Annotated in this window: 29 protein-coding genes and 1 CRISPR repeat array; of the genes, 7 read left to right on the forward strand and 22 right to left on the reverse strand. The window is 44.6% G+C overall.

The features are described 5' to 3' along the window. The first annotated feature begins 64 nt into the window (after positions 1–64). A CRISPR array of direct repeats spans positions 65–356; the repeat unit is 30 nt; unit sequence CTTTTAATCGCACCATTTTGGAATTGAAAT. A 184-nt stretch (positions 357–540) separates the two neighbouring features. The 7 genes from ACWIP2_RS02355 to ACWIP2_RS02385 all read right to left on the reverse strand — a co-directional run bounded on the left by ACWIP2_RS02355 (position 541) and on the right by ACWIP2_RS02385 (position 6,177). Continuing rightward, a complete protein-coding gene (locus ACWIP2_RS02355) occupies positions 541–714 on the reverse strand; it encodes a transposase (protein ID WP_448518380.1) in 174 nt (57 codons plus the stop codon). Between the two features lie 89 nt (positions 715–803). Then, positions 804–1,145 carry a transposase gene (locus ACWIP2_RS02360; RefSeq protein ID WP_448518291.1) on the reverse strand — a complete coding sequence of 114 codons (342 nt, stop codon included), beginning with the start codon at positions 1,143–1,145 and terminating at the stop codon, positions 804–806. Between the two features lie 17 nt (positions 1,146–1,162). Next, positions 1,163–1,480 carry a winged helix-turn-helix domain-containing protein gene (locus ACWIP2_RS02365; RefSeq protein ID WP_448518292.1) on the reverse strand — a complete coding sequence of 106 codons (318 nt, stop codon included), beginning with the start codon at positions 1,478–1,480 and terminating at the stop codon, positions 1,163–1,165. Between the two features lie 263 nt (positions 1,481–1,743). Beyond that, complete coding sequence (locus ACWIP2_RS02370) at positions 1,744–3,486, reverse strand: ATP-binding protein (protein WP_448518293.1); 1,743 nt, start codon at positions 3,484–3,486, stop codon at positions 1,744–1,746. Beyond that, the gene (locus ACWIP2_RS02375) at positions 3,487–5,232 is read right to left on the reverse strand and encodes an OmpL47-type beta-barrel domain-containing protein (protein ID WP_448518294.1); all 1,746 of its coding nucleotides are present in this window, start codon (positions 5,230–5,232) and stop codon (positions 3,487–3,489) included. It lies immediately after the preceding gene. A gap of 441 nt (positions 5,233–5,673) precedes the next feature. Beyond that, positions 5,674–5,964, reverse strand: a complete 291-nt coding sequence (locus tag ACWIP2_RS02380; RefSeq protein WP_448518295.1) for an integrase core domain-containing protein — start codon at positions 5,962–5,964, stop codon at positions 5,674–5,676. Between the two features lie 9 nt (positions 5,965–5,973). Beyond that, positions 5,974–6,177 (reverse strand): hypothetical protein, encoded by a 204-nt coding sequence (locus ACWIP2_RS02385; RefSeq protein ID WP_448518296.1) that lies wholly within the window; start codon positions 6,175–6,177, stop codon positions 5,974–5,976. A gap of 135 nt (positions 6,178–6,312) precedes the next feature. Between ACWIP2_RS02385 and ACWIP2_RS02390 the strand changes: the two genes are divergently transcribed. Both ACWIP2_RS02390 and ACWIP2_RS02395 read left to right on the forward strand, forming a co-directional pair. Continuing rightward, positions 6,313–7,032, forward strand: a complete 720-nt coding sequence (locus ACWIP2_RS02390) for a hypothetical protein (protein WP_448518297.1) — start codon at positions 6,313–6,315, stop codon at positions 7,030–7,032. Between the two features lie 3 nt (positions 7,033–7,035). Next, positions 7,036–8,001 (forward strand): YheT family hydrolase, encoded by a 966-nt coding sequence (locus tag ACWIP2_RS02395; protein WP_448518298.1) that lies wholly within the window; start codon positions 7,036–7,038, stop codon positions 7,999–8,001. On the opposite strand, the gene hslV is transcribed toward ACWIP2_RS02395, so the two are convergent. The 9 genes from hslV to ACWIP2_RS02440 form a co-directional block, all read right to left on the reverse strand. Continuing rightward, complete coding sequence (hslV, locus tag ACWIP2_RS02400; RefSeq protein ID WP_448518299.1) at positions 7,993–8,535, reverse strand: ATP-dependent protease subunit HslV; 543 nt, start codon at positions 8,533–8,535, stop codon at positions 7,993–7,995. The genes ACWIP2_RS02395 and hslV overlap by 9 nt on opposite strands. Continuing rightward, entirely contained in the window at positions 8,519–9,253 is a 735-nt protein-coding gene (locus ACWIP2_RS02405; RefSeq protein ID WP_448518300.1) for a hypothetical protein, read from the reverse strand. The genes hslV and ACWIP2_RS02405 overlap by 17 nt, the downstream gene beginning before the upstream one ends. A 37-nt stretch (positions 9,254–9,290) precedes the next feature. Then, positions 9,291–9,914, reverse strand: a complete 624-nt coding sequence (locus ACWIP2_RS02410; protein ID WP_448518301.1) for a 4'-phosphopantetheinyl transferase family protein — start codon at positions 9,912–9,914, stop codon at positions 9,291–9,293. A gap of 6 nt (positions 9,915–9,920) precedes the next feature. After that, entirely contained in the window at positions 9,921–10,505 is a 585-nt protein-coding gene (locus tag ACWIP2_RS02415) for a porin family protein (RefSeq protein WP_448518302.1), read from the reverse strand. A gap of 23 nt (positions 10,506–10,528) precedes the next feature. Continuing rightward, positions 10,529–11,041 carry an HNH endonuclease gene (locus ACWIP2_RS02420; protein ID WP_448518303.1) on the reverse strand — a complete coding sequence of 171 codons (513 nt, stop codon included), beginning with the start codon at positions 11,039–11,041 and terminating at the stop codon, positions 10,529–10,531. Between the two features lie 76 nt (positions 11,042–11,117). Further along, a complete protein-coding gene (locus ACWIP2_RS02425; protein ID WP_448518304.1) occupies positions 11,118–11,435 on the reverse strand; it encodes a rhodanese-like domain-containing protein in 318 nt (105 codons plus the stop codon). A 34-nt stretch (positions 11,436–11,469) separates the two neighbouring features. Continuing rightward, positions 11,470–12,462, reverse strand: a complete 993-nt coding sequence (gene floA / locus ACWIP2_RS02430; protein ID WP_448518305.1) for a flotillin-like protein FloA — start codon at positions 12,460–12,462, stop codon at positions 11,470–11,472. Positions 12,463–12,532: 70 nt separating this feature from the next. After that, positions 12,533–13,258 (reverse strand): C40 family peptidase, encoded by a 726-nt coding sequence (locus tag ACWIP2_RS02435; protein ID WP_448518306.1) that lies wholly within the window; start codon positions 13,256–13,258, stop codon positions 12,533–12,535. Positions 13,259–13,310: 52 nt separating this feature from the next. Further along, a complete protein-coding gene (locus ACWIP2_RS02440) occupies positions 13,311–14,468 on the reverse strand; it encodes a Na/Pi symporter (protein WP_448518307.1) in 1,158 nt (385 codons plus the stop codon). 137 nt (positions 14,469–14,605) lie between these two features. Here ACWIP2_RS02440 and ACWIP2_RS02445 point away from each other — a divergent pair, with 137 nt between their 5' ends. Beyond that, positions 14,606–15,319, forward strand: coding sequence for an SAM-dependent methyltransferase (locus tag ACWIP2_RS02445; protein ID WP_448518308.1), 714 nt, complete (start codon positions 14,606–14,608; stop codon positions 15,317–15,319). An 8-nt stretch (positions 15,320–15,327) separates the two neighbouring features. On the opposite strand, the gene ACWIP2_RS02450 is transcribed toward ACWIP2_RS02445, so the two are convergent. Further along, positions 15,328–16,011: a histidine phosphatase family protein gene (locus ACWIP2_RS02450; RefSeq protein WP_448518309.1), complete on the reverse strand. Its 684-nt coding sequence runs from the start codon at positions 16,009–16,011 to the stop codon at positions 15,328–15,330. A gap of 159 nt (positions 16,012–16,170) precedes the next feature. Here ACWIP2_RS02450 and ACWIP2_RS02455 point away from each other — a divergent pair, with 159 nt between their 5' ends. Continuing rightward, the gene (locus ACWIP2_RS02455) at positions 16,171–16,587 is read left to right on the forward strand and encodes a hotdog fold thioesterase (RefSeq protein ID WP_448518310.1); all 417 of its coding nucleotides are present in this window, start codon (positions 16,171–16,173) and stop codon (positions 16,585–16,587) included. 5 nt (positions 16,588–16,592) lie between these two features. Here ACWIP2_RS02455 and ACWIP2_RS02460 read toward each other — a convergent pair whose 3' ends face one another. Then, positions 16,593–17,657, reverse strand: coding sequence for a tetratricopeptide repeat protein (locus ACWIP2_RS02460; protein ID WP_448518311.1), 1,065 nt, complete (start codon positions 17,655–17,657; stop codon positions 16,593–16,595). Positions 17,658–17,716: 59 nt separating this feature from the next. Here ACWIP2_RS02460 and ACWIP2_RS02465 point away from each other — a divergent pair, with 59 nt between their 5' ends. Continuing rightward, positions 17,717–18,751: an AI-2E family transporter gene (locus tag ACWIP2_RS02465; RefSeq protein WP_448518312.1), complete on the forward strand. Its 1,035-nt coding sequence runs from the start codon at positions 17,717–17,719 to the stop codon at positions 18,749–18,751. A gap of 135 nt (positions 18,752–18,886) precedes the next feature. On the opposite strand, the gene ACWIP2_RS02470 is transcribed toward ACWIP2_RS02465, so the two are convergent. The 4 genes from ACWIP2_RS02470 to ACWIP2_RS02485 form a co-directional block, all read right to left on the reverse strand. Continuing rightward, entirely contained in the window at positions 18,887–20,149 is a 1,263-nt protein-coding gene (locus tag ACWIP2_RS02470) for an adenylosuccinate synthase (protein WP_448518313.1), read from the reverse strand. A 77-nt stretch (positions 20,150–20,226) separates the two neighbouring features. Beyond that, the gene (locus tag ACWIP2_RS02475) at positions 20,227–20,589 is read right to left on the reverse strand and encodes an STAS domain-containing protein (RefSeq protein WP_448518314.1); all 363 of its coding nucleotides are present in this window, start codon (positions 20,587–20,589) and stop codon (positions 20,227–20,229) included. Beyond that, entirely contained in the window at positions 20,582–21,064 is a 483-nt protein-coding gene (locus ACWIP2_RS02480) for a Fur family transcriptional regulator (RefSeq protein WP_448518315.1), read from the reverse strand. The genes ACWIP2_RS02475 and ACWIP2_RS02480 overlap by 8 nt, the downstream gene beginning before the upstream one ends. 48 nt (positions 21,065–21,112) lie before the next feature. Next, positions 21,113–22,402, reverse strand: a complete 1,290-nt coding sequence (locus tag ACWIP2_RS02485; protein WP_448518316.1) for a bifunctional folylpolyglutamate synthase/dihydrofolate synthase — start codon at positions 22,400–22,402, stop codon at positions 21,113–21,115. Between the two features lie 71 nt (positions 22,403–22,473). Between ACWIP2_RS02485 and ACWIP2_RS02490 the strand changes: the two genes are divergently transcribed. Next, positions 22,474–23,268 carry an inositol monophosphatase family protein gene (locus ACWIP2_RS02490; protein ID WP_448518317.1) on the forward strand — a complete coding sequence of 265 codons (795 nt, stop codon included), beginning with the start codon at positions 22,474–22,476 and terminating at the stop codon, positions 23,266–23,268. A gap of 25 nt (positions 23,269–23,293) precedes the next feature. Continuing rightward, entirely contained in the window at positions 23,294–24,364 is a 1,071-nt protein-coding gene (locus ACWIP2_RS02495) for a branched-chain amino acid aminotransferase (RefSeq protein ID WP_448518318.1), read from the forward strand. Positions 24,365–24,446 lie beyond the last annotated feature (82 nt).

Here is a 24,446-nt window from a genome sequence, read left to right on the forward strand (position 1 = left end):
TTTAATCGCACCATTTTGGAATTGAAATGACTGTGCGCTTTGATCTGGTCTGAAAACTTGATAACTTTTAATCGCACCATTTTGGAATTGAAATTATTAATTAATGACATTATAGTAGGAAAAGGAGTTCTTTTAATCGCACCATTTTGGAATTGAAATCAATCTCTTTTTCTTTATTTACCCTTTGCTGCCTGACTTTTAATCGCACCATTTTGGAATTGAAATTAGCATAATTTGGGAAGCACCTAAATCCATTTTTACTTTTAATCGCACCATTTTGGAATTGAAATAGCGATGCGCGGCGTAGCGCTTTGTGACGGGTCATTCTTTTAATCGCACCATTTTGGAATTGAAATTGATGAGAGCATTGTATTTACCAACGACCAAGACCTCTTTTATATACAAGCGCAAGTGCTTTGCGAAAATTTAAAGTCAACCGTTGCACGCGCAACCTACTATTCTGAAACGTAGAGTTACTAACGATTTCAGCCGTTGCACGTCGCTCCATTGCCCACAGATAAGAATGGTTGAAAAAATCCATTACCTCTTGTTTGAAATCATCAAAACTCTCATACCAAAATGAATTAATTTTTTCCTTTTTGAGCAGTTTCCAACATTGTGCGCCGCCGTCCGCTCTATAGGATTGAGATTAGGTGAATAAGGTGGCAGATACATCACTTGTACGTGTGGATGCAGTTTCAGCCAATTTTTAATGACTCTGCTATTCTGCTATGATATATTAAACCTAAAAATAATTATGACATCTTACAGTGTTAGTGTTTTGATTTTCAGATACTTGAAGTCTAAAATCTTATGTCTAATTTCTTAATTCTAATATAATATGCCGCATTGTCGCAGATATGGACAATACGCTTGCCCGGATGTGCGGCTTCAATCTCTTCCCACAACTTAATCGTTGATTGGGCATTGACTTTTTCCTCCGTCACAGCATAGATTTCCTCAGGTTGCTCAGCATTGATAGCCCCTGTGATATTGAGCCGCTGACGACCTGTCTGACTGCGTACCTCAAAAGCCTCCCCCTTTAATATCCAACCATATTCAGGACGTGTGTTGAACTGCGGATAAACACCGTTGCACGCGCCATCATTGAAAAAAATGACTGTATCATCCTGTTTTTCAGCCATGAGTTGCTCAAAAGCCGCTACGTGTGCCTGTTGGGCTGCTGCATCAGCTTTGCCGGTACAACTTGTGTTTTCTTATAGCGAAAACCTAAGTTGTGCGACAACTTCACTACATGCTTTTCGTGGTAATGAATGCCAAATTTATATGCAATCCAAGCTGCTACAGCCCTTGCAGAAGCATATAGGCGTGAAGAAACCTCTTCATAAATAGCCTTGCGCTGCTCTTCGGTCAGTTTCCCTGCGTAGGGCACCCAATTTTCTTTCAAATAGTCTTCTACGCCCGCATTTTGATAGACAGTGGCGTAGCGATATACCGTCGCATTCGTTGCACGCCGCATCAATACCTAAGACCTGAGCAATCGCCTGTGCTGACAAGCCTGCATCTAAGGAAAGCATGATAGAAATCTTGATATAGCGTTTCTTGTCGCGTTCTTTCTTACGCAGCGGCGTGCAACGACTTTCTCAGATGGTCTCGCGTTTCCGTATCAAGCGTGATTTGTATACAGCTAAATTAAGGATTTTTTCGCATTTCGAATGCTACTGTGTATATTAAACCGATAAGTTTGCCTAAAACTATGTTCCGCTTTTCTTGCGGCGATGCTTATTTGAGGGGCGTTTTTACAAACCAATCACTTCCTTTACCAAGTTCGCTGTGCACCCAGATGTCGCCAAAGTTCATTTGGGCAAATTCTTTGCATAGCTTCAAACCTAAACCTACGCCTCGCTCGCCCGAAGTGCCTAAGGAGCTTTTGCCATCTTCAAAAATAGTTGGCAATCGTTCGGGAGCGATGCCTATTCCTGTATCTTGCAAAATAATGATACAGTGATGAGATGTTTGCTCGACGTTGAAGGTAATTTTTCCATTTTTTTTGTTGAACTTTATTGCATTATTGAGTAGGTTGCGCAAAATAAATTGTAAGTGGTTTTTGTCAAATCTACAAAAAACATCTTCCGCTATATGATTACAGATAGCGATTTGCTTTTGTTGAGCGGCTACTCGCAAAAGTTCTAACTGCTCTTGCACAATCTCACGTACGTTGATTTGTTCTGGCGCAGGATGCCCGCCTTTGATTTGGCTATTGCCCCATGCAAGCAGATTGTCCAAAGTAAACATTAACTGCGCAATATTGGAACGGAGTTGTGGGACAAACGATAGAAAATCTTCTCGACTAATATCGCCGGATATATATAAATCAAAAATGCCAACAAAAGAAGCCACAGGCGCGCGCAGGTCATGCCCGATGATGGCAAATACGCGGTCTTTCACTTGGTTCAGTTTGCGAAGTTCTGCTGCCTGAGCGGCAATTTCTTCGTTCTGCTGCAAAATTTCTTTATTTTTTATTTGCAAAATCTTATTCTCTGCAATTTTTCTCTTCCGGCTCACATAAAAAAACCAAGCCGACAGGCAGACGATTATCAAAGCGGCGCTCGCAACGACCACATACAAACGAATTTTTGCTTGTTGCTCTTGCTGTTGCATCTCTAAGCGCTCAATGGTTAGCGCTTTAATCAGACTGTCCTGACGGATAATCTCTAACGCCATCTGATTTTTGGTCAAGCGCTCTTTTAAGTTGTTGAGAGTAGAATCTTTAGCCGAAATCTCCCGACGAACTTTTTCTATCGCCTCTTCTTGTAAACGCAACTCCATCTCGGCTATCCTCTTTTGCTCGGCTAAGGCGATTTGTTTTTCCCGCTCAAAACTACCCTCCAATTGCCTTATCTTGTTTTTTTGCAAAGTCTCAAAAAAGCTTTTGTATAGCTCAAAATATTCTTGCGTTTTGGCGATATTACCCGCTTTTTCATAAGTTTCAGCCAATAGACCATAACAAGTTACAATGCGGTCTATAAAATTATTTTCTTTGGCTAATTCTAAGGCTTCTTCCAAAAGTTTAACCGACTCATCGTATTTTTTCTTGTGATTTAGCACAATAGAGGTGTTAATAAGGGCTGAAATAATTGGTTCAGCTTGTTTGAGTTGTCGCCTACCCGCCAAAACTTTGTTGAAATAAATAATCGCCGAGTCGTACTGCGCCAAATCGGAATGTAAAAAAGCAAGGTTATTATGGATGCCAAAAATGCCGCTTTGGTTGTCAATCAGTTGGTTCAAGGCAAGGGAGAGATGAAACAAATCGATAGCTTTGTTAAAATTTCGGTTTTCCCAATAGGTAAGAGCAGCTTTGTTGATAAAATCGCTTGCGCCGCGCCAATCTTTGGCTGCCTTGCGCGCTTGCGCTTGCTCCAAATATCCGTTTATCAGCAGCGAATCAGCGCCTTTACGGCTTTGACTAAAGGCAAGGCTATGAATGGCAAGCAACGTAACAATAATGCCGAGCGAGGGTTTCATTTAGAAATTGCCTGTTTTAAATTGTATTAGTTTCTCGCTTTTGTTGCCCAACTGGTCTTCCACCGTCACCATAATATTGTATTCGGTTTCCTTCTTGAAACCTGTCAATGGAGCTTGGTAAGGAACAAGAGCCCCGCCATTGATGCTGTAAAAAATTGTTTGCGCATTAGTAGCCTCATCTTGAGCGCTTAGGAACAACTTGACGTAAGAAGGATAAACATCTGGGCCTTCAATAGGCGCTGCGCTAAAAGAATGACTGATGACGGGCGGCTGGCCATCTATGACAAACTCTATGTTAATAGCGTTGCGATTGTTTACATTGTCATAGCCAATCAGTTCGAGTTGTTGCTTGCCTCTTCGCTCGGTCATGCTGATGCTTTGAGCATAATTTTCCTCTTCGCTCTGGTCGGCAAAGCGGTAATTTAGGCGTTGCAAACCTGATTCAGGGTCGTTAGCGATAATCTTTACATTAGTAGAAGGGCTGACAAAAGTTTCTTTGCCTTTTTGGAAGGTTTTTCCTTCAAATCGATAAGTTAGCGCTGGACCTGTTAAGTCCACGTAAACCGCGCCGACGGCATGTAATATTTCATCATAGCGTTTGTTTGCGTTTTCACGCTGATAGACGCCCACATTGCCCATTTTGTCTTGGGCATAATAACGAATCGTGTGGATACCTGACTTATCGGGCAAATAAAAAGGCTCTTGATAAGTTTGAAAAGGGTTGTTATCTATGCTGTAAAGCACTTCTTTAATGCCAGATTTATTGTCTAACGCGGTTAATTTGAGTTTGGTGCGCCCTGAAAAGTAAACTTGATTACCTACGATAAATTTATCACCCAAAATATCGGCAGACATAATTGGAGCGCTGCGGTCTAAATAAAACTCGTAGCTTTGTTCTTGTTCTTGATTTTGCACCCAATCAATCGAGTAGAAGTATATCGTGTGCTTGCCTTCGGTGAGTTTGTCTAAGGGAACGATCGTGTTAGGCGTATATGTCCGCCAAGGTTCATCATCAAAACGGTAAAAAGTTTTCGCTACGCCTACAATGTTATCGCTCACAAACAGATAGAATCGCGTTGTTGGCGAAACCACCTTGTTGTCGTTAATGCCAGTGATGTTTAGCAGGGTGGTTGGCGGGGTGAGGTCGACCGTAAATTGTTCTTGTTTAACTTTTTCTACATTGCCTACCCTATCTATCGCATAATAACTAAGGATTTGTTCGCCTTCTTGGGCAAACGTTAGCGTTTCTTTGTACGAGATGAATTCAGACTGGTTAAGTTTGAACAGCAACTGCTCCACGCCCGACATGTCATCAAAAGATGTAACGCTGATAGCCAAATCTTTGCCATAGTATTGGGTTTTAGCGGATGCATACTGATGAGGCGCTCGGTAAATTGTGCGGCTAACGGGCGCTTTGCCGTCGCCGTGGATTACATATTGAAAGGAATTCTCGGGGTCTATTGCGTCGGTGTGTTTTAACAGATGAATGCCGTGACCGTCCAAATAAATTGGTTTTACTTCTACAGCTTTTTCAGCCACTTTGCGCCCTGAAAGCGGAACGCCCGTCCCTTCCGGCGTAGTGGAAATGCGAATGTAAACAGGCAAATCTATGCGATGATAGTATCGGCTAAGGCTATCTACATAAAATCCGCTTGAAGAGCCGCCCTGCTGTTGCCCTTGCGTTTCTTGGACAAGAACGGCAAGCAAGAAAATAAAAATTACCAAAGAAAGACCTTTGCATTTCATATATCAGCGCAATTGTTACATTCTATGGTTAAAGCCAAATTTGTGCAAATGTTCGCCGAGCTTTGATAAGGAAGCTGATAATCAATACTTTGCGACGCAACGGTCGCATCTGAACCAACAAATTTTTCCAAAAATAGTCACAAAATTTAAGAAACCTTTTGTATCCGCGCCGCTGCGCTTAATAATAATAAAGCGGTTTTTTTATTTTCAGGCATATATCAACTCGTAAAAATTAGGACAATTAATCAGGTAAATCCCAAAAATCACTTCAATCATGGCATAAAAATAAGCCTGCTTTCCAGCGGTTCATTATCCGTTTGAAGCAACGTGCAACGGTTGAAGGCGGCCGCAGCAAAGATGACATTGATGTTGGCGCCAAAGACACCTTGATAGAAGTTCCGCCCCAATCTGTGGTTGTAGGCTTCCCATTTTTAGTACACTTTAAAAGTAGTCAATTACTTCATTGATTGCTAAGGTTGTTGTTTGATTTTGTTGTCTGTACATGTGGGGCAATAAGCCGCCTAATGCCTCGTGTGGTCTTGTGTTGTTGTAGTCTTCTACCCATAGCTGACTTACTTCTCTGACCTGATCAATGGCATCAAACCCATGTGCATCCGGTACCTGTTCCCGATAAGTTCTGTTATTCCATACCGTGCAACTCACCCCAAGCACGCAGCCTGCGGGCAATAAACTCAGGACTATTGCCCATACGAATACACTGGGGTTTACCATAGCGGTTGATCAGGTGGTTGAGTACCCAAACCACACGGCTGCTTTTGAGCGAATAATCAGTTTCAATAAAAACAAGGCCTCGCGCTTGTGATTATCCGGTACATGCAAAGAACGGAATTTAGCGCCATTGCTCAGCGCACCACTCATAAAGCCAATATTCCAAGTGTGGGTAAAGTTTTCGGGTACCTGTAAAGGCGCTTGTGGTTCACACACATTTCGGATTGACGGATGCTGCTGTAGTACTTCCCAAAGCCTTCCAAAGGATAATTCATTTCAGTATTATGCCCTTGTAGCAATGTTTATATTTGATTAAGTGCTTATTTTTGAACCTTAAAATCCCGATCACTTATGCGATTGCAACAGATTGTGCTTTTTTTCTTTCTGTTCCTTTTGACTGTTGCCTGTGGCACAACCGATACTATCGTACCCGGCTATGTCTTAAAAATCAAAGTTGTCAACTTTCGGGGTGAGCCTATGGAAGGCGTAACGGTAACACTTTTTGCCAATCAGGAAGCATTTATCAACAATCAGCAAGGAAACATACCGCCGCAGCAAACCAATCGAAACGGTGAGGTGATTTTTGAAGGGCTGCCTTTCACTACGCCCGGCTACTTTGTCAGCGCAGAGCGTGGAAACTCTAACAACTGGAGCGACCCCGTGAACGCCAGTATTAGTTTCAACATACGCGAGGTAGAGCAAACCCGAACGCTGCGCATTACAGAGTCAAGTATTCAAAATGCACTTGCAGGCAGATTCAGTCGCCGATGGAGGCGTGTTTCCTACAATCTGAATGGAACTGTCAATAATTCTTGCAGCTTTACGCAAGTGTATGAGTTTCGGCGCGATAACTTCATCAATATTTTTATCGGACCGGGTTGCCCTAATGCAGGTAATCAGCAGAGTGCGCTTGTGTGGTCAGTAGCACCAGATAATCGCGGGTTAATTTTTGGTGCTGCCACTACAGGGCGACAAATCTCAATCACTGACCTGACAGCTACTACGCTGCGTACAACCGAAACACCACAGCCCGGAATTATTATTATTGAAGAATATCAACTCATGCAATAGCTTATGCCTGTAACAATTATTAACCACTACAAACCACCGGCTTATTTTTTCAGTAATCCACATTTGCAAACGGTTATACCGAGTCTGTTTCGCAAAGTGAAGGGTATTGCGTATCAGCGCGAACGGATTAATACACCCGATGGCGATTTTCTAGATTTGGACTGGGCAAAGCAAGGTAGCAACAAATTGGTAATTGTTACGCATGGGTTAGAAGGCAGTTCGGAACGGCACTACGTAAAGGGTTTAGTCAAAGCTCTGTACAAAAATGGCTGGGACGGCTTGGGCTGGAACTGCCGTAGTTGCAGCGGTGAACCTAACCGGCTACCGCGTTTTTATCACCACGGCGACACACCCGACCTTGACAACGTCGTACAGCACGCTATTGCCAAAGGCTACGAACATATACTGCTTGCAGGCTTTAGTCTAGGTGGCAGCATGACATTAAAATACCTTGGTGAACGCGGTGCAAACCTTGCATCACAGATCAAAAAAGGCTTGGCTGTATCTGTCCCTTGCGACTTGGCCAGTTGCGGCGAAGAACTCGCCAAACCGGCTAAGTTATTCTACACCAATAAGTTTCTGCGCCGTTTAGAGCGAAAAATTAAGCTCAAATCACGGCTGATGCCGCAGCAAATCCGCTACGAAGACTTTAAAAAAGTAAAAGTTTTCAGAGATTTTGACAATATTTACACAGCTCCGCTGCATGGTTTCCGAGATGCAGATGATTACTACCAAAGTGTAAGTTCGATCAATTTTTTAGATGGCATCCGCGTTCCCACGCTGCTGATCAATGCGCTGAACGATCCCTTTTTGACCGAAGCATGTTTTCCGCGGCAACAGGCAGAAAAGAACCCATTCCTGCACTTGGAAATGACCACACAAGGAGGACACGTAGGTTTCCAGTTGCCGGGAACGAACGAAACCTACGTAGAAAGGCGAGCGCGTGAGTGGGTCAGCGATTTACTGTAATACCTCGATCATAAAGTTATGATTGGTGTAGATGCAAATATCGGCAGCAATCGTGAGAGACTCTCGCACCATCTCCTCAGCAGATAAATGGGGGGCGTGCTTTTTCAGTGCCATCGCAGCTGACTGCGCATACATAGATCCTGATCCAATAGCTGCTACCTGATGATCTGGTTCCAGCACATCGCCTGTGCCTGAGATGATCAAAATTTCGTCTTTGTTAGCTGAAATCATCATCGCTTCTAAGCGGCGCAGGAAGCGATCTGTACGCCAGTCTTTTGCCAACTCGATTGCAGCGCGCTTCATGTTTCCACCGTAGGCATTGAGTTTTTCCTCAAAACGTTCTAAGAGTGTGAAAGCGTCGGCAGTAGAGCCTGCAAAGCCTGCCACCACGCGCCCGTCGTTGAGCTTGCGGATCTTGCGTACATTATTTTTAGCTACGGTAGCACCCATAGTCGCTTGTCCGTCTGCACCGATGGCAATTTGACCGCCATGTGCAATGGCTATTACTGTTGTAGATTTAGTAGTTACTTTCATTGGGTTTGTTGTTTGAATGACGCTCCTGCTGTCTGTGAATTTCATTGACAAGTAAAATGGAACGGCGAATCAGGTTGCTGTTGCCGGGCATGCCTTGTCCGGGGATAACTTGCCTGACATCGGAAAAGCGAAAATACAACTTTTCCAGATTGCCCCCCCAGTCTTTAACAGATGTTTTCGGATGAATGGCAGGATATTTTGCAGTAGGGGAGGCGACAAAATAACCTGCATAGAGCATACGGCAGTCGGGCAAAAAAACTGCCAACCCACTTTCGGAAAAGCCTTTGCCAGTAGGAAATAAATTAATTACTCGTTTGCCAATCAATAGCGTAGTATCGCTGGCAATCAGCACATCTGCCTGTATATCAACTTCGCTGAGTTGGCGGGCAGTGAGCGTATCCGCAATCAGTTGTATGCCCTTGCGCTTGTAGTAAGCAATGACAGGCAAGCGATCGTCGTTCAACTCGGTGAGTACCATGTAGCGGATGCTTTTTCCACCTGCCTTGCGAATCTGTTTGCGCAGTCGTGTAGCCTGTGCTATATCCCATGGTACACCGCTGAGTAGACCTCCTTGCTGTGTCTGTATGTAAATCTGATTAGCAGGAATATCGCCAACAGGCAACCATTTAAAACAAGTCGCTAATGCTACGTCCGGTGTCAGATTTTTAAGAGCAATCCCATGTCGTACCCGTTCGCTTTGCTGGGCAAAAAGACTCATATGCAGGAATGCCGCGAGCCAGCCAAGTAGTATAGTCCTACAACCAGCAGTAAGCAACAACCAGTTCGCCGTAGCTGTCCTGAAAAAGCAGAGGCGAGACAGTGCCATTGATTGTACGCACCTGCCCATAGATCTGATCGCCTTCAAGTCGGATGTTGAGTTGGGTTCGGAAGTCTAATGAGCCAACTTTGTGCCATTTGTAGAGGGCTTCTTTGGCACACCAGCACAGGGTTAGTTGGCTTAAATCATTAGCCTGTGCAATCTCCTCAAGTGTGAAGACACGCGGAGCGATTTTTCGGATGCGCTCATGTGGAAATTCGATGTCTATGCCACAGGCGTTTGCAGTTCGGTGAATAATGGCTGCTGCAAATCCTGTGGTATGCGAGAGTGAAAGTTGCGCCGTGGATTCTGCCCAAAACGGGCAGTCGCAGTCATCTTTGCGAATGATACCGCCCTGTAGACCGATATGCTCAGCCAAGTTCTGCGCTAAAACGCGGGCTGCTATGCTTTCCCGAAGTTTGGCAGCAGATTTTCCTGCCGGTAGTTCGTAGGGAATATTTCTCAAGGACAAAAAACGAAGCAATTCGGGTGTACTTTCGGTAATTTTCCAAAGTCCCCAAATTACTTCATCGCCGATATGGTTTACCTTGACAAGTGGCAAAATGCGTTAATCTAAGCCAAAACTGATACCTACGTTGAGGCTGAAAACGCGATTGTAAACATCTCCTCTGGCTTTGGTAATGTCAGACAGCCCCAGACCGTAGCGCCCGTCGAAGTAGAACCACTTCCCATCGCCCAGCGAGTAGTGTAAACCTGCACCCAGACTTGCACCAAAGTCAGTACTGTTATATAAATCCTTGGCGTTCACTGTAGTATTGGCAATTTCTATTTCTGAATTCATCAGAAAACCGACATAAGGTCCGGCCATTAATTTGGGACGCAAATTACCTTTACCAAAGAAGTAAGTGAAATGTAGCGGTATTTCAACGTAATTAATATTCAGTTTGGACGCAGAAGTTCTCGCTCCTTTTTGTGCATAATTGATCTCTCCTGTTATACCGAAGGTTTCTTTTACGCTGTAGGTTAGAAATGCGCCAAAGTTAATACCTGTTCGGCTGTCAAAACTGGTATTTTCAGCCGACAAGTTGGCAAAATTGACGCCGCCTCGCAGACCAACTGAAAGAGGACTTTGTGCATAGGCAAGAGAGACGACACCCAATAAAAGGGCAAAAAAAAGTAAGATCTGTTTCATTGTATTTACGGTTTTACGCAAAGTTAAAACTCTGCGTGGCTTTGTACCAAATAAGGTTTCCAGCTTTCATCGCCTATGCCGGAAAAATCGCGTAAGAAAACCACATAAGAAGGGCGAAAAGGCGCATAAGGTAAGGGCATTCCTGCCTCTTCGGGAGTGTAGTCGCCTTTGCGAGCATTACATTTTTTGCAGGCTGTTACCAAATTTGTCCATGTAGTCTTCCCACCTCGCGAACGCGGCAGAACATGATCGAGCGTCAGGTCTTCCCTCGAACCGCAGTAAAGACAGCGTCCACCGTCGCGTTTAAAAATATTATGCCTATTCAGCATGACATTCTTGAACGGTACGTTTACATAGCGGTAAAGGCGGATAACAGAAGGAACTTCAAAAGCGCGTGTTACGCTACGGAAGTATGAGTTTTCAACTTTATTGACAATCTCAGCTTTGTCTGAAAACAGTAAAATAAATGCTTTGTACACACTGCAAACGGTAAGCGCCCGATAGTCTGCATTTAGTACAAGGACTTTTCTACCCATGATCTAAACAGATAAATGACTGATTTTCAGTTTTTCCGTAATTTACTACACGCGCTTTGAAAAAACAATGTCCTTGTTAATATTCGACGGGAAATCCTGCTGTAGCAAGCTCAACAAACCCGCCTACATTGTAGGCTCTCTCAAAGCCGGCATCGAGCATCAACTGTGCAGCTTTTCCGCTTCTGTTACCCGATGCGCAGTAGAGATAATAAGTTTTTGATTTGTCGTATTGTTCGAACTCGGCAATAAATTGTCCACCCAGAAAATCTACGTTTGCTGCACCTTCAATATGCCCTGCCTCGTACTCGGCAGGAGTGCGAACATCGAGTAATACTCCTGCATCTTGTGCCTGTTTTTCTCTGAATTCATCAGGCGTTAATCTGATAACTGTCATTTTTTTGATGGGTTGTTAGATCTTATGTTGGGGCTTATTTTAGGCTTTCGGGCTTTTTAACGCCGATTGGATTAGCGATTGCTTCGCGCATTTCGGTATCGGCTTGCAGATTTTGGAGCTTGTAAAAATCTAAAATACCGATCCTACCTCCTCTGAGGGCTTCAGCCATCGCCAGCGGAACTTCCGACTCAGCCTCAATTACTTTTGCACGAGCAGCCTGTGACTTGGCTTTCATCTCTTGTTCTACAGCAACAGCCATAGCGCGTCGTTCTTCGGCTTTTGCTTCGGCTACTTTCAAATCTGCACTTGCTTGATCTATTTGCAATTTTGCGCCAACATTTTCGCCAACGTCAATATCTGCAATGTCAATAGACAAAATTTCAAAGGCGGTACCTGAGTCCAAACCTTTGGAAAGTACTAACTTGGAAATTTTATCGGGATTTTCCAACACGTCTTTGTGCGACTGCGAAGAACCGATCGAAGTAACGATACCCTCGCCCACACGGGCAAGAATTGTCTCTTCGCCTGCACCGCCTACAAGCTGCTCGATATTAGCGCGTACCGTAACGCGGGCTTTGGCAATCAACTGAATACCATCCTGCGCAACGGCAGCCACAGGCGGTGTGTTGATAACTTTTGGGTTTACAGACATTTGTACCGCATCAAACACATTTCTTCCTGCCAGATCAATGGCAGCGGCTTGCTTGAATGTCAGTCTGATATTGGCTTTGTCGGCAGAGATCAGCGCCTTAATTACTGAGGGTACGTGTCCACCTGCCAGATAGTGCGTTTCCAAATCACTGGCAGTCAGGTTCAGCCCTGCTTTGGTTGAGGTAATCAGCGACTCTACAATGATACGCGGTGGTACTTTTCTGATCCGCATAAATACCAGATCGAGCAGACCTACGCGCACGCCTGAGAAAATGGCTGTAATCCACAGGTTAAGCGGCACGAAATAAGTCAGTACCGATATGCCTATGATGATGAGTGCAAGAATAGTAGCTAAAGAAACTAAATCGAATCCCATGGTGAATAATCATTTGTTTGCACTATGATACGATATTATTGCTGATTCCCCAAGTTTTTCTTGTAAAAACCTACTTTGAACTTCTTGTAAGTGGAGGACTGGTTATGAACAGGCGCGTAGCAAAGGCGTAGTGCATGCGCCAGTATTCCGAAGTTTTGAAATCGGTAATGATTACTCCTTTGCTTGTTGTTGAGTGAATAAATTTGCCGTTACCTAAATAGATGCCTACGTGGGTCAGCAGTTTAGGGGTTGGATAGGTTGCTGTAAAGAATACCAAGTCGCCGCGTTGCAGTTTTTCTATCCCCGAAATAATTTTGCCAAAGTAAGCCTGCTCTTGGGAGCCGTGCGGAAAATCTGCGATTCCGGAGCTGCGAAATGATACTGCTACCAGCCCGGAGCAGTCAATCCCTTTTTTGCTGTCGCCGCCGAAACTATGCGGAGTACCTTTATAGCTTTCTGCTGTCTGAATGATTTGGTCGGGGCTGATCGAAGCAATCTCAATGCGCTTGCCTAAACGATTTTTTTTGAAAACCTCTCCTTTAGATTCGGCATCAGGGAACTTGCTTCGGATGAAAGAAAGTACGCTATCTAATGCTGCATCGTCAAAGTCGGGTGCAGGGCGGCTTTCTTGTTCGTCAGGCAGGAGTGTTGCGGTCTCTTCTGCGGGCTTTGCTGCTACTTTGACTGTCGCGGGCTTCTTGCCTGTAGCCGCCTTACGGTTTTTTTGAGAGGGTTTGCAAGCAGTAACCGATAACAAAACTGCCGCAAAAAGCATCAGCGTTATGCGTAAGATCATGTGGGTGTGGGATAGGAGTAAAATACGGTTACGCAAGTTGCAAAAACAGTTCCTACTTTTCCGAAAAAAGAATAAGTAAAAAAGGAATCGCAAAGAAAACGAGCAGTACATACAGAAAACCTGCGAGGCGATAACGCATGGCAAACCTGCTCAGAAGTTGGGAACACAGCAAGGGGATTTCTTTGATGACGGGGAGAAAAAAGAAGATCAATACACCCGAAACATTGAACAAAAAGTGGGCAAAAGCGATACTTAACGAAACTTCAACGTTATTCAATGCGGCTATGATGGCTGTGAAAGTAGTTCCTACGTTTGCGCCCATAATAAAAGGAAAAACTTGTCGCAAAGAGGCTTTTTTATTAGCAACCAATGGTACGGCAAACGAGGTCGTAACAGAACTGGACTGCAACAGCATAGTAGAAAATAGCCCCCAGAAAAGAGATTTGCAGCGCGTACCGAATACGACCTGATCCATTTTTTTACCTACGTTGTACATAAAAAGGCTTTTCAGGATCAGCCCGAGCCAGTAGATCGCTATGAAAAGCAGTAAAACCGCACCTAAAGCTACAAGGATAGGATAAGACTGTAGCGATGCTGCAATGTATTCTGCAAGATACTGCAACCGCCCGCTGCTTTCTCTTATATGGTCTGTATTTTGTGCATCGGCAGAAACAAAAACAGAAGCGGTTTTGATGCAGAGATCGCTAAAAAAATTTGTATAATACTCTAATGGCAGGATCACACATGCTGTCAGAATGTTAAAAAAACCGTTGATTGTAGCTGCCGAAAGTGCGCGTTGGAATTCTTTGCGGCGAAAAATATGATTAAATGCAACTACTGTTGCCGTGATTGTTGTGCCGATGTTTGCACCTATAATAACAGGAATTGCAGTTTCAAGATTTAATGTGCCTCCTGCAACTACTGCAACAGTCATTGAGGTGGTGGTAGAACTGCTTTGAACAATGGCAGTTGTCAGCAAGCCAATAAAAAGCCCGATGAAAGGATTCTGTGTAGCGCTGAGTATGCTATCAAGCAGATCTTTGCTAAGCATTGCGCAAGCCACACTCAATAGTTCTAATGAAAATAAAAACAACAAAACAGGCCCTGCAAGCCAGAAAATTTTCCAGAAAGAAGTAAGGTATAACCTACGGAGCAATGGCAGCGGCCTATTAGATGCTCTTTGATTATTCGTCTGGGCTGTAACAGGCATTTTGAGTGAGTGTTTTTATTTTTGTCAACTGCCTTTCTGAAAAGATATTTGCAAGTAATAGCCTGCAAAAGTAGATTGGCTTAATTTTTTGTCATCTGAAACAGCGTTAATTTATTGTTAAACCCACGTTACAAACTGTGCTATACCTGATCCCGCTACCATTAGCCGATACGCAATCGGCTGATAATCTGTTAGTTCCGCAAGCACGTGAGATAGTCGCTGTAACTGACTACTACCTAGTAGAAAATGCAAGAACGGCGCGCCGTTTTATTGCCTCTCTTAAAACGGGGCGCGTTATTGAACAGATGAAGTTTTTTGGGCTTGACAAGCACACCAATCTGCAACAAGTTGCCGAATACTTTAAGGAGATTCCACAGCACGCATCGGTGGGTGTCATGTCGGAGGCAGGCTGTCCGGGTATTGCCGATCCGGGGAATGTAGCCGTACAGTATGCGCATCGCGCAGGCATCAGGGTAGTTCCATTGGTGGGGCCTTCGTCAATCATACTGGCGCTGATGGCTTCGGGGTTGAACGGGCAGATGTTCACATTCAATGGCTATCTCCCGATCCGGAAGCAAGATAAGATAAAGGCACTAAAGTACTTGGAAAGCCAAGCGGCTCACGGTGTAACGCAGATTTTTATAGAAACTCCTTACCGCAATGATGCATTGGTGAACGATATGCTTGCACATTTGCAGCCGCATACGCAACTCTGCATCGCGGCACATCTGACCGCGCCTGATGAACTGATAAAGACGCAAAGGGTTGCCGATTGGCAAAAAAATAAGCCCGTACTTGGCAAAGTACCGGCTATCTTTTTGCTCGGCGGAGAAATACCGCGCAAATCATAAAATCAATACTAAGGCTTTTGTACAACTGCTACCTTGTGTGCGTGGAAGTCATGCGGCTTGTCATTGCCTATGGTAGGAGGTAGGTGTATAAAATGCTCGGTACTGTTTGCTACTTGCAGTTGGAATTTTTCACCGTCATAGCTAACCACGTACAGGCATAAATTCCCGTGATCATATTGATCCATGCTGCTGAGTGAGGTGTCTAATAGCTGGCTCAGAAATATACGCATGGCTCTACCATGCATACAAATCAGTATGCGTTGTTCATTTGTCTGCTGCATGATGTATCGCAGCGCAACCTGCTGTCTTGCAGCAACCTCAAGGGGGCTTTCGCCGCCGGGAACTTTAGCGGTAAGGTCGCCTTCGCGCCATGACTTGAGCATGTCAAAGTATTGCAGATCGTCCTCGTTGCTAAGCACTTTGCCTTCTTTATGCCCCCAGCTAATCTCATTAAGCCCGGATAGCGCCTGCATAGGGATACCTTTCAAAAAGAAAGGCTCTACGCTTTGCCATGTTCTTCTAAGCGCAGAAACATAAATTTTATCGAACTCAACGTAGCGATAGTGCTCAAAAAAAGCCTGTGCTTGTCTGCGTCCGGTATCGTTGAGGTTAGAGTCAATACCGCTGCCTTGCACAAAACCTCGCTTATTGAATTCGGTTTCGCCGTGGCGTATGATGTAAATTTCTTTCATAAATAAGGTGTAGAAATGTTTTCAAATCACTCAATAGGAAGTAAGTTGCGTTGTTTTCATTGGAACGCGTAGCTGCTTGACTTTGTTAAAACAGCGCGCAGATTGTCATTTGCTATGTATTAACTCTGTACCACAATTATTAAGCCACTCTTTTTTTATATGAAATTTGTCAAACAAATCACCGTAGAGCAGATGAATGCCCACCGTCGTGCAGATATGGTTACACATCTGGGGATAGAATTTACCGAAGTAGGAGATCACTCACTCTCTGCCAGAATGCCGGTAGACGATCGTACACGCCAACCGATGGGCTTGCTACACGGGGGGGCTTCCGTTGTGCTTGCCGAAACTTTAGGCAGCATGGCAGGGTTCCTGATGCTGCCCGAAGGCAAAGCCTGTGTTGGTCTGGAAATTAACGCCAACCATATCCGCAGCGTGCGCGATGGTTATGTTACAGGCAAAGCTACCCCGCTGCACATCGGCAAAAATACACATGTTTGGGACATCAGAATCCACGACGATCAGCAGCGATTGGTATGCGTCAGTCGTTTGACATTAGCCGTGATAGATGTTTAAACCCATTAGCGGCAGTTGCTGCGCATCTCGGCGATGGTTTGCTTTTCGCCCTTTGTCAGCGACTGCTGCCACTGTTCGCAGGCTGCTCTTTTATTACCTGCCGCCAAATATGCCAGCCCCAGATAGTAGTGAATTTCGCCTGTCGCGGGGTTCATTTCAAATGCTTTTTGCAGCATGGTTAGTGCGCTATCGGCATTATTTTCTTTGAGTGCGAGAATGCCTGCATTACGAATCGCCCAACTGTTGTTCTCGTCGTAATAAAGCGACATTTTCAGATCTTCACGAGCGGCGGCGAGGTTGCCTGTCATCAGGTGAGCAAATGCACGGTTGTTGAGGTAATAAGGCTGACGCGGGCTTTGAGCAATAGCTTGATTGAGTTTTTCCAGCGCGTCTGTGTATTGTCCCTGTGCCATTTGAACCGTAGCTATATTATTGATAGCAAAGTGATTATTAGGTTGCAACTGGAGTGCTTTTTCAAAATCTTCAAGTGCTTTGGCGTATTGTTTTTGCTCAAAAAGCAGCGTACCTCTGTTGATATAAGCATCTGCATTGCGGGCATCCAATCGAATAGCGGTTGTAAAGTCTTCAAAAGCGCGGTCGGGCTGCTGCAACTTTGCCAGAATAACTCCACGACTGACAAATACGTAGGCCGAATCTGTATAAATATTAGCCACCCTATTGATGTCAGACAGGGCATCCTCCATTCTTGCTATCTCAAAAAAGGCATTTGAGCGGTTGTAGTATGCGTCGGTAAATGTGCTGTCTGCTCTAATGGCACCTTCGTAGGCGCTGATAGCGGCCTGATAGCGGCCAAGCGCTGCCTCGGCTACTCCCCAGTTATTCCACGCATCAGCAAAGGTGCTGTCTTTTTTAACAGCTTCTTTGAAAAAGCGGATTGCCTCTTCATAATTTTTTTGTTGCAGTGCGGCTTTTCCGCGAAGAAAGAATTTTCCCGCATCTTTATTAACCTTGCCGGACTCCTCAGAACCGCAGGCAACCGAGACAAACAGCAAGATGCCGGTTAGCAATTGTATCCGGCTTCTTTTCGTTGTATTGGTATGATTTCCCATAGAAGAATTGTTAATTTGAATCGGTCATTCATATAACAGACGAACACTCATTTGATTTTATGCAAATATACACTCCGCAGCAGCGCCTTGCACTGCATATATCGCTGATATTGATACTCGGTTGTGCAATTCTCTACGGGATGATAGAATATATCCCTGCACTGATCGGAAGTATTATTATGTATGTATTATTTCGCAAAATGTACAATTTTCTTACGGTTAAACGAGGCTGGAAACCGAGTATTAGCGCTGCACTGATCATTGTTATCTCTCTTTTTATCATTACCATTCCGCTAATCCTGACCAGCATTATGATCGCAAAAAAGATTATTTTCTATGCAAGCTACACCTCTACATTTGTAAATTACATCAATAACCTGATGAATAACCCATTTGTTGTTGAACTACAAACCTTTACGGGAATAGATTTACAAAATCCCGAATTGCTGCAAAAGGCAGTTAGTAAGATAGGGGAGTTTGCTACGAGTTTGTTTACACCGCTATTGTCTGGTACGCTAACCTTATTTATCGGCGTTACGATAATGTACTTTGTGCTGTACTATCTTTTTGTCAATGAAAAACAAGTGATTGAAGGTATTTATTACTACTTACCTTTTGATCGAGTGACTGTCCAGAAAATGTTTGCTGAATTGGAGAACAACGTGAAAACCAATGTTTTGGGACAAACGCTGATTGCACTCATTCAAGGCGGACTCGTAGCGATTGGTTTTCTGATTTTTGGACTTAAGGACGCGCTATTTTGGGGAGTGATCAGTGCCTTTATGGCTTTTGTTCCTGTTCTTGGTACGCCCTTGATCTGGGTGCCTGCCGGTCTGATTGCCATTAGTCAGGGTAACTCGTTTGGCGGCATCGGACTGATCATTTACGGTGCTGTACTGGTAATGAATATTGACAACGTACTGCGTTTTTCAATAGCAAAACAGTTAGGTGATATTCATCCGCTGATAACTATTCTGGGAGTAATTTTTGGGGTGAAATTTTTCGGCATTCTTGGCTTAGTTATCGGCCCGCTGCTGATCTCTTACTTTCTGGTGTTAGTAGAAGCCTATAAGCGCGAATATTCGCATGAGTAACTCATGGGAAATAGTCATCCCGAAGTTTTAGAACACTGACAAGGCAGATGAAGCAGATTGCTGTGTTGGCTACCTAAATCCGTACACTACCCGGATCTTCGGGATGACTTCCTTCTACTATCTACTATCTGCATTTTATCGCATCAGGGTATGCTTGCGATCAGAGCCGTAGGAAAGTAATGTAATAGGAACTCCAACTTCTTTTTCAATAAAACCGACATAAGCTGCCAGTGCCTCAGGCAGTTTGTCAAATGACTGCAAATCAGTCAGTTCACATTGCCAGCCTTTGAAACTTCGGTAAATAGGCTTTACCGGTGTGCTGTTGAGGCAATAAGGCAGGCGATCTGTGATAGTGCCGTCCGGTAGTTCGTAGTGCGTACAGATGCAAATTTCTTCAAATTCATTCAGTACGTCGGCTTTCATCATCAGCAGTTGGGTTACGTGGTTAATCATCACAGCGTATTTGAGTGCTGGGAGATCTAACCAACCGCAGCGGCGCGGACGGCCGGTTGTTGCGCCAAACTCGTGGCCTGTGCGGCGCAGACGTTCGCCTGTTGCGTCAAACAATTCTGTCGGGAATGGGCCGCTACCTACTCGGGTGCAGTAGGCTTTGAAAATACCTAAAACTTCACCGATTTGATGCGGTGCTACGCCCAAACCTGTACAAGCGCCTGCGACGGTTGTGTTAGAACTGGTTACGAAAGGATAGGAGCCAAAGTCTATATCCAAGAGCGAACCTTGTGCGCCTTCGGCTAAGACGCGGCTGCCTCGACTGATTTCGTCGTTGATAAAATATTCGCTATCAACCAAGGAGTATTTTTTAATAAACTCTACAGCTTCGAAGAAGAGTTGCTCTTGCTCCTCCAAATGGATTTCGTAGGCATAGAATCGCAATTGCTCTAAGTGTCTCTCTTTCAGTGCATTGTAGCGATCTTTGAAGTCAGGCAGCAGGATATCGCCTACGCGCAAGCCTACGCGAGCTACCTTATCGGAATAGGTTGGGCCAATACCGCGCAGCGTAGAACCGATTTTGTTATCGCCTTTTTGCCTTTCCGAAGCGGCATCTAACGCGCGATGGGTAGGAATAATCAATTGGGCTTTTTTGGAAATGAATAGGTTTTTTGTAAGGTCTATGCCTAGTTTGATCAGACTCAGAATTTCGTTTTTCAGCGTATGCAGATCTAATACTACGCCGTTGCCGATCAGGTTCTTAATTTCGGGGCGAAAAGCGCCCGATGGGATTTGATGCAGTACGTGCTTAATTCCGTCAAAATGCAAAGTATGTCCTGCGTTAGGTCCGCCCTGAAAACGTGCAACCACTTGATAATCAGGTGCAATAAAATCAACAATTTTTCCTTTTCCTTCATCGCCCCACTGCAAACCGAGTAAAATATCCATACAAGTTTGATTTAAGGCTGCTAATGTAGAGAAGTTCGGGCGCAAATAAAAGCGCATTCTGCACACCTGCCGGTATGTTAATTGCTCTTCTGCGGTTGAGAGAGGTAGGTAAAAGCAGCCTCAGGAGTATCAAAAATATGAAAAATTTGGTTTAATTTGGTAATCAGCAACAACTTTTTAACCGATGCTGAAGGCTGAATCAGCACTAAGTCGCCGCTGCGATTGCGAAACTTGGTCAGCAGCCTGATAAGCACAGTCAGACCCGAACTATTCATATAGGGCACTTGCGAAATATCAACAGCGACAAAAACTATGTGCTGTGGCAACTGCTGCTCTACATATTGAATGATGTCAGACTCATTTTTCTCACCCAGCAAGTCTCCTATAATAGTGATCTTTAAAATTCGATTATCAATAATTTGTGTAAAAAAATTATCCATTGCTGTGGATGGTTGGCTTATCTTTTCTATTGGCACAGTCGGTGCGTTGGCAAGCACCATAGAGTACGAGCGAGTGGTGCTGGATATTAAATTGTAGCAGTTCACCGATCATACTTTGGATATTGTGTATGCGCGGATCGCAAAACTCAAGCACTTGATGGCAATCTACACAAATCAAATGGTCGTGTTGGCGATAGCCATAAGATTTTTCATATTGCGCCAAATTGCCGCCAAACTGATGTTTGGTAACCAGATCGCACTCTACCAACAAGTCCAGTGTATTATAGACAGTCGCACGACTTACACGGTAGTTCTTGTTTTTCATACTGATATAGAGTGATTCTACATCAAAATGGTCTTGGCGCGAGTAGATTTCCTCCAGAATAGCAAAGCGCTCGGGGGTTTTGCGCAACTCTTTGCGTTCCAGATAAGCAATGAAAATCTTTTTTACTTCCTCAAATTTGTTTTGAACCATCGGCAAACTTTGCATGACAGCATGTCTTTAGGCAAAAATACAAAATACTTACAAATCTTCTATCTCAGCCACAACGAAGGTGCTTCCGCCTGCAAATACCATGTCATCGGGTTGTGCTGCTGCAAGAGCCGCCTGATATGCCTGATTAACAGATGGATAGACTTTGCCAACTAAGCCATAGCTTGCCGCCTGTTCCTGCAAAATTACTGCATCTAAGCCACGCGGTAAATCAGGTTTACAAAAATAATAAGTAGCATCTTTAGGCAGCAAGGGCAGCACTTTGTCCAGAGACTTATCTGCCACTACGCCCAGTACAAAATGCAGGTGTTTATGCGGTGTGTGTGCGATCTGACGGATGACATATTGCAAGCCTCCTTCGTTGTGAGCGACATCGCAAATAGCAAGTGGCTGATTACGAATAATTTGCCAACGACCTTTCAAACCTGTCAGCGTAATTACTTGGGCTATACCCTCGCGGATTGCTCTATTGTCAATTTTCCAACCCTGCGCTTGCAGGCATGCTACTGCCTGAACAACACCCGCCAGATTTTTTTCCTGATAATCTCCCAATAACTGGCACTTGACGCAAGGCATGAACAAATCCCCGTCTTTGTAAATATCAAAGATTCCGATTTCCTTACTTTTAGCACGATAGTGGTCGGAAGCAAAGTAAATAGCTGCCTGCTCTTGTGTTGCTTTTTGCCGGAACACTGCGCTGACCTCCTCTTGTTTTTCGCTGATAACCACAGGGATGTGACGCTTAATGATTCCCGCTTTTTCAAAAGCAATCTGGGGCAGCGTATCGCCGAGCAGCTCCTGATGGTCGTAACTGATGTTGGTAATCAGCGAAAGGATAGGGGAGATGATATTCGTTGAGTCTAAGCGACCGCCCAGCCCGACTTCAATTACAGCAATATCTACCTGATTTTGAGCAAAGTAATCAAATGCCATTGCAACTGTTACTTCAAAAAATGAAGGCTTGATTTGCTCAATAGTCGGTTTCAACTTCTCAACCCAGTCGGTAACCCACTGTTGATCAATTTCTTGTCCGTTGATGCGGATGCGTTCGGTAAAGATTTTCAAGTGCGGCGAGGTGTACAGCCCTACCCGATAGCCTGCGGCCTGCAAAATAGCTGCAATTAGGTGCGAACTACTGCCCTTGCCGTTAGTGCCACCTATGTGTATGCAGGGAAAGTGTTGCTGCGGATCGCCTAAATGCTTGCATAAAGCGATGACATTGGTTAAATCAGACTTCAACGCAGCTGCTCCAACGCGTTGGAACATAGGTAGATAGTTGTACAGATAGGCAAGTGTAGCTTCAAAACGTGCTGAATTCATATGCAGAACGCGTTTTTACAAGGCATTTTTCAGGCAAAAAAAGTTAATTTTGGGCTAAAAAAACTAGGTAAGTGAAATTACAAAATCTCTGTCAGTCTGTTGTACAAATTGCCCGCTCGGCAGGCGATTTTATCCGCCGCGAGTCCGAACGATTTGACCGCGCACAGGTGGAAGAAAAAGGACGCAACAACCTTGTTTCTTATGTGGACAAGCAGGCAGAAGAGATGATTGTAGAGAGGCTTTCCAAACTCTTACCTGAGGCAGGTTTCATTGCCGAAGAGGGTACGGGCCAACGCATACAGGGCGGATTCAATTGGGTCATTGACCCCTTAGACGGCACAACGAATTTTATTCATGGCGTGCCTCCCTATGCAGTCAGTATCGGGCTGATTCAGGGCGATGAGGTTGTTCTGGGTGTTATAGAAGAGGCTTTCAGTGGCGAATGTTTTCATGCCACTAAAGGTGGTGGCGCATGGCGCGGCAGCAAAAGACTGTTCGTTTCAGCAGAACACAACCTATCCAAAGGGCTGATTGCGACAGGATTTGCCTACGATACTTCGGAGGTAGATCGTACACTGGCAGTATTGAAACAACTGCTGATACAAACACATGGTTTCCGACGCATCGGCTCGGCTGCTGTTGATCTGGCTTATGTAGCTGCCGGGCGCTTTGAGGCTTTCTACGAAAAGAACCTCAACGCTTGGGATGTTGCAGCAGGTACGCTCATTGTTAAAGAAGCGGGCGGTATTATTTCCGATTTTCACAACGGCGATAATTTTCTTTTCGGAAGAGAAATTGTAGCTTCCTGCACCCCGCAACTACACAACGAGTTACTAGAAACCATCCAGATTTTGCGAAATAACTGATTGTCAATTTCAAACTCTATAAATGATGGAAAACACACTTGCTCTTGATTTAGCAATTGAAAAAACAACACAGTCGCGGCTACCGCAAGTAGATTTAAACAATCCTGTGTTTGGGCGCATTTTTACCGATCACATGCTTTCTGCCGACTATATCAACGGCAGGTGGACAAACGTCCGCATCATGCCTTATCAGGATTTGAGCTTTAGCCCCGCGCTGTCTGCCATTCACTACGGGCAGTCAATTTTTGAAGGACTGAAAGCCTATAAAAACACGGCAGGAGAAGTTTTGTGTTTCCGTCCCGATGAGAACTTTAAGCGCATGAACAAATCAGCAGTGCGGATGTGCATGCCCCAAATTCCCGAAGAGATTTTCATGGGCGGCTTGCGCGAACTGCTCAACTTAGACCGCGATTGGGTGCCTTCGCGCGAGGGTTGCTCACTTTATATTCGTCCCGTGTTATTTGCTACGGATGCCTTTATTGGCTTGCGCCCTTCCGAAACTTTTAAATTCCTGATTTTCTGCTCGCCCGCAGGAGTTTATTATTCTGCCCCTGTGAAAGTAAAAGTAGAAACGCACTTCACCCGCGCTGCTGAAGGCGGTACAGGTGCTGCCAAAGCAGCAGGTAACTATGCCGCCGCAATGTACCCTACTAAATTAGCCTACGAGGAAGGTTATGATCAAGTACTCTGGACAGACGGTAAAGAGCATAAGTACATTGAGGAAGCAGGTTCTATGAATATTATGTTTGTAATCAATGGCACAGTAGTTACTGCGCCTGAAACTGATACCATACTCCCAGGCATCACGCGTAAAACCGTATTGCAATTAGCTCGCGAGTGGGGAATGCCTGTAGAAGAGCGCAAAGCAAGTGTCGCCGAAGTAATCGAAGGCATTAAAAACGGCACCGTACAGGAAGCCTTCGGAGTGGGTACAGCCGCTACGATCGCTCACATCAAAACTATCGGCTACGAGGGTACGCTCTACGAACTGCCTGCCGTAGAAACCCGCCAGTTCAGCAACCGCGTTTATACCGAACTGGAAGACATCAAACGAGGTCGCAAACCTGATACACACGGTTGGGTGATGACTGTCTAACAACAGATGCCATTTCTTGAGCATGTAGCATCCGAAACCAGTTAGGTTAATTGGTTGGGAATGTTATCTTATGAATGTTTCC

This window comes from Rhodoflexus sp. (genome assembly GCF_053489755.1).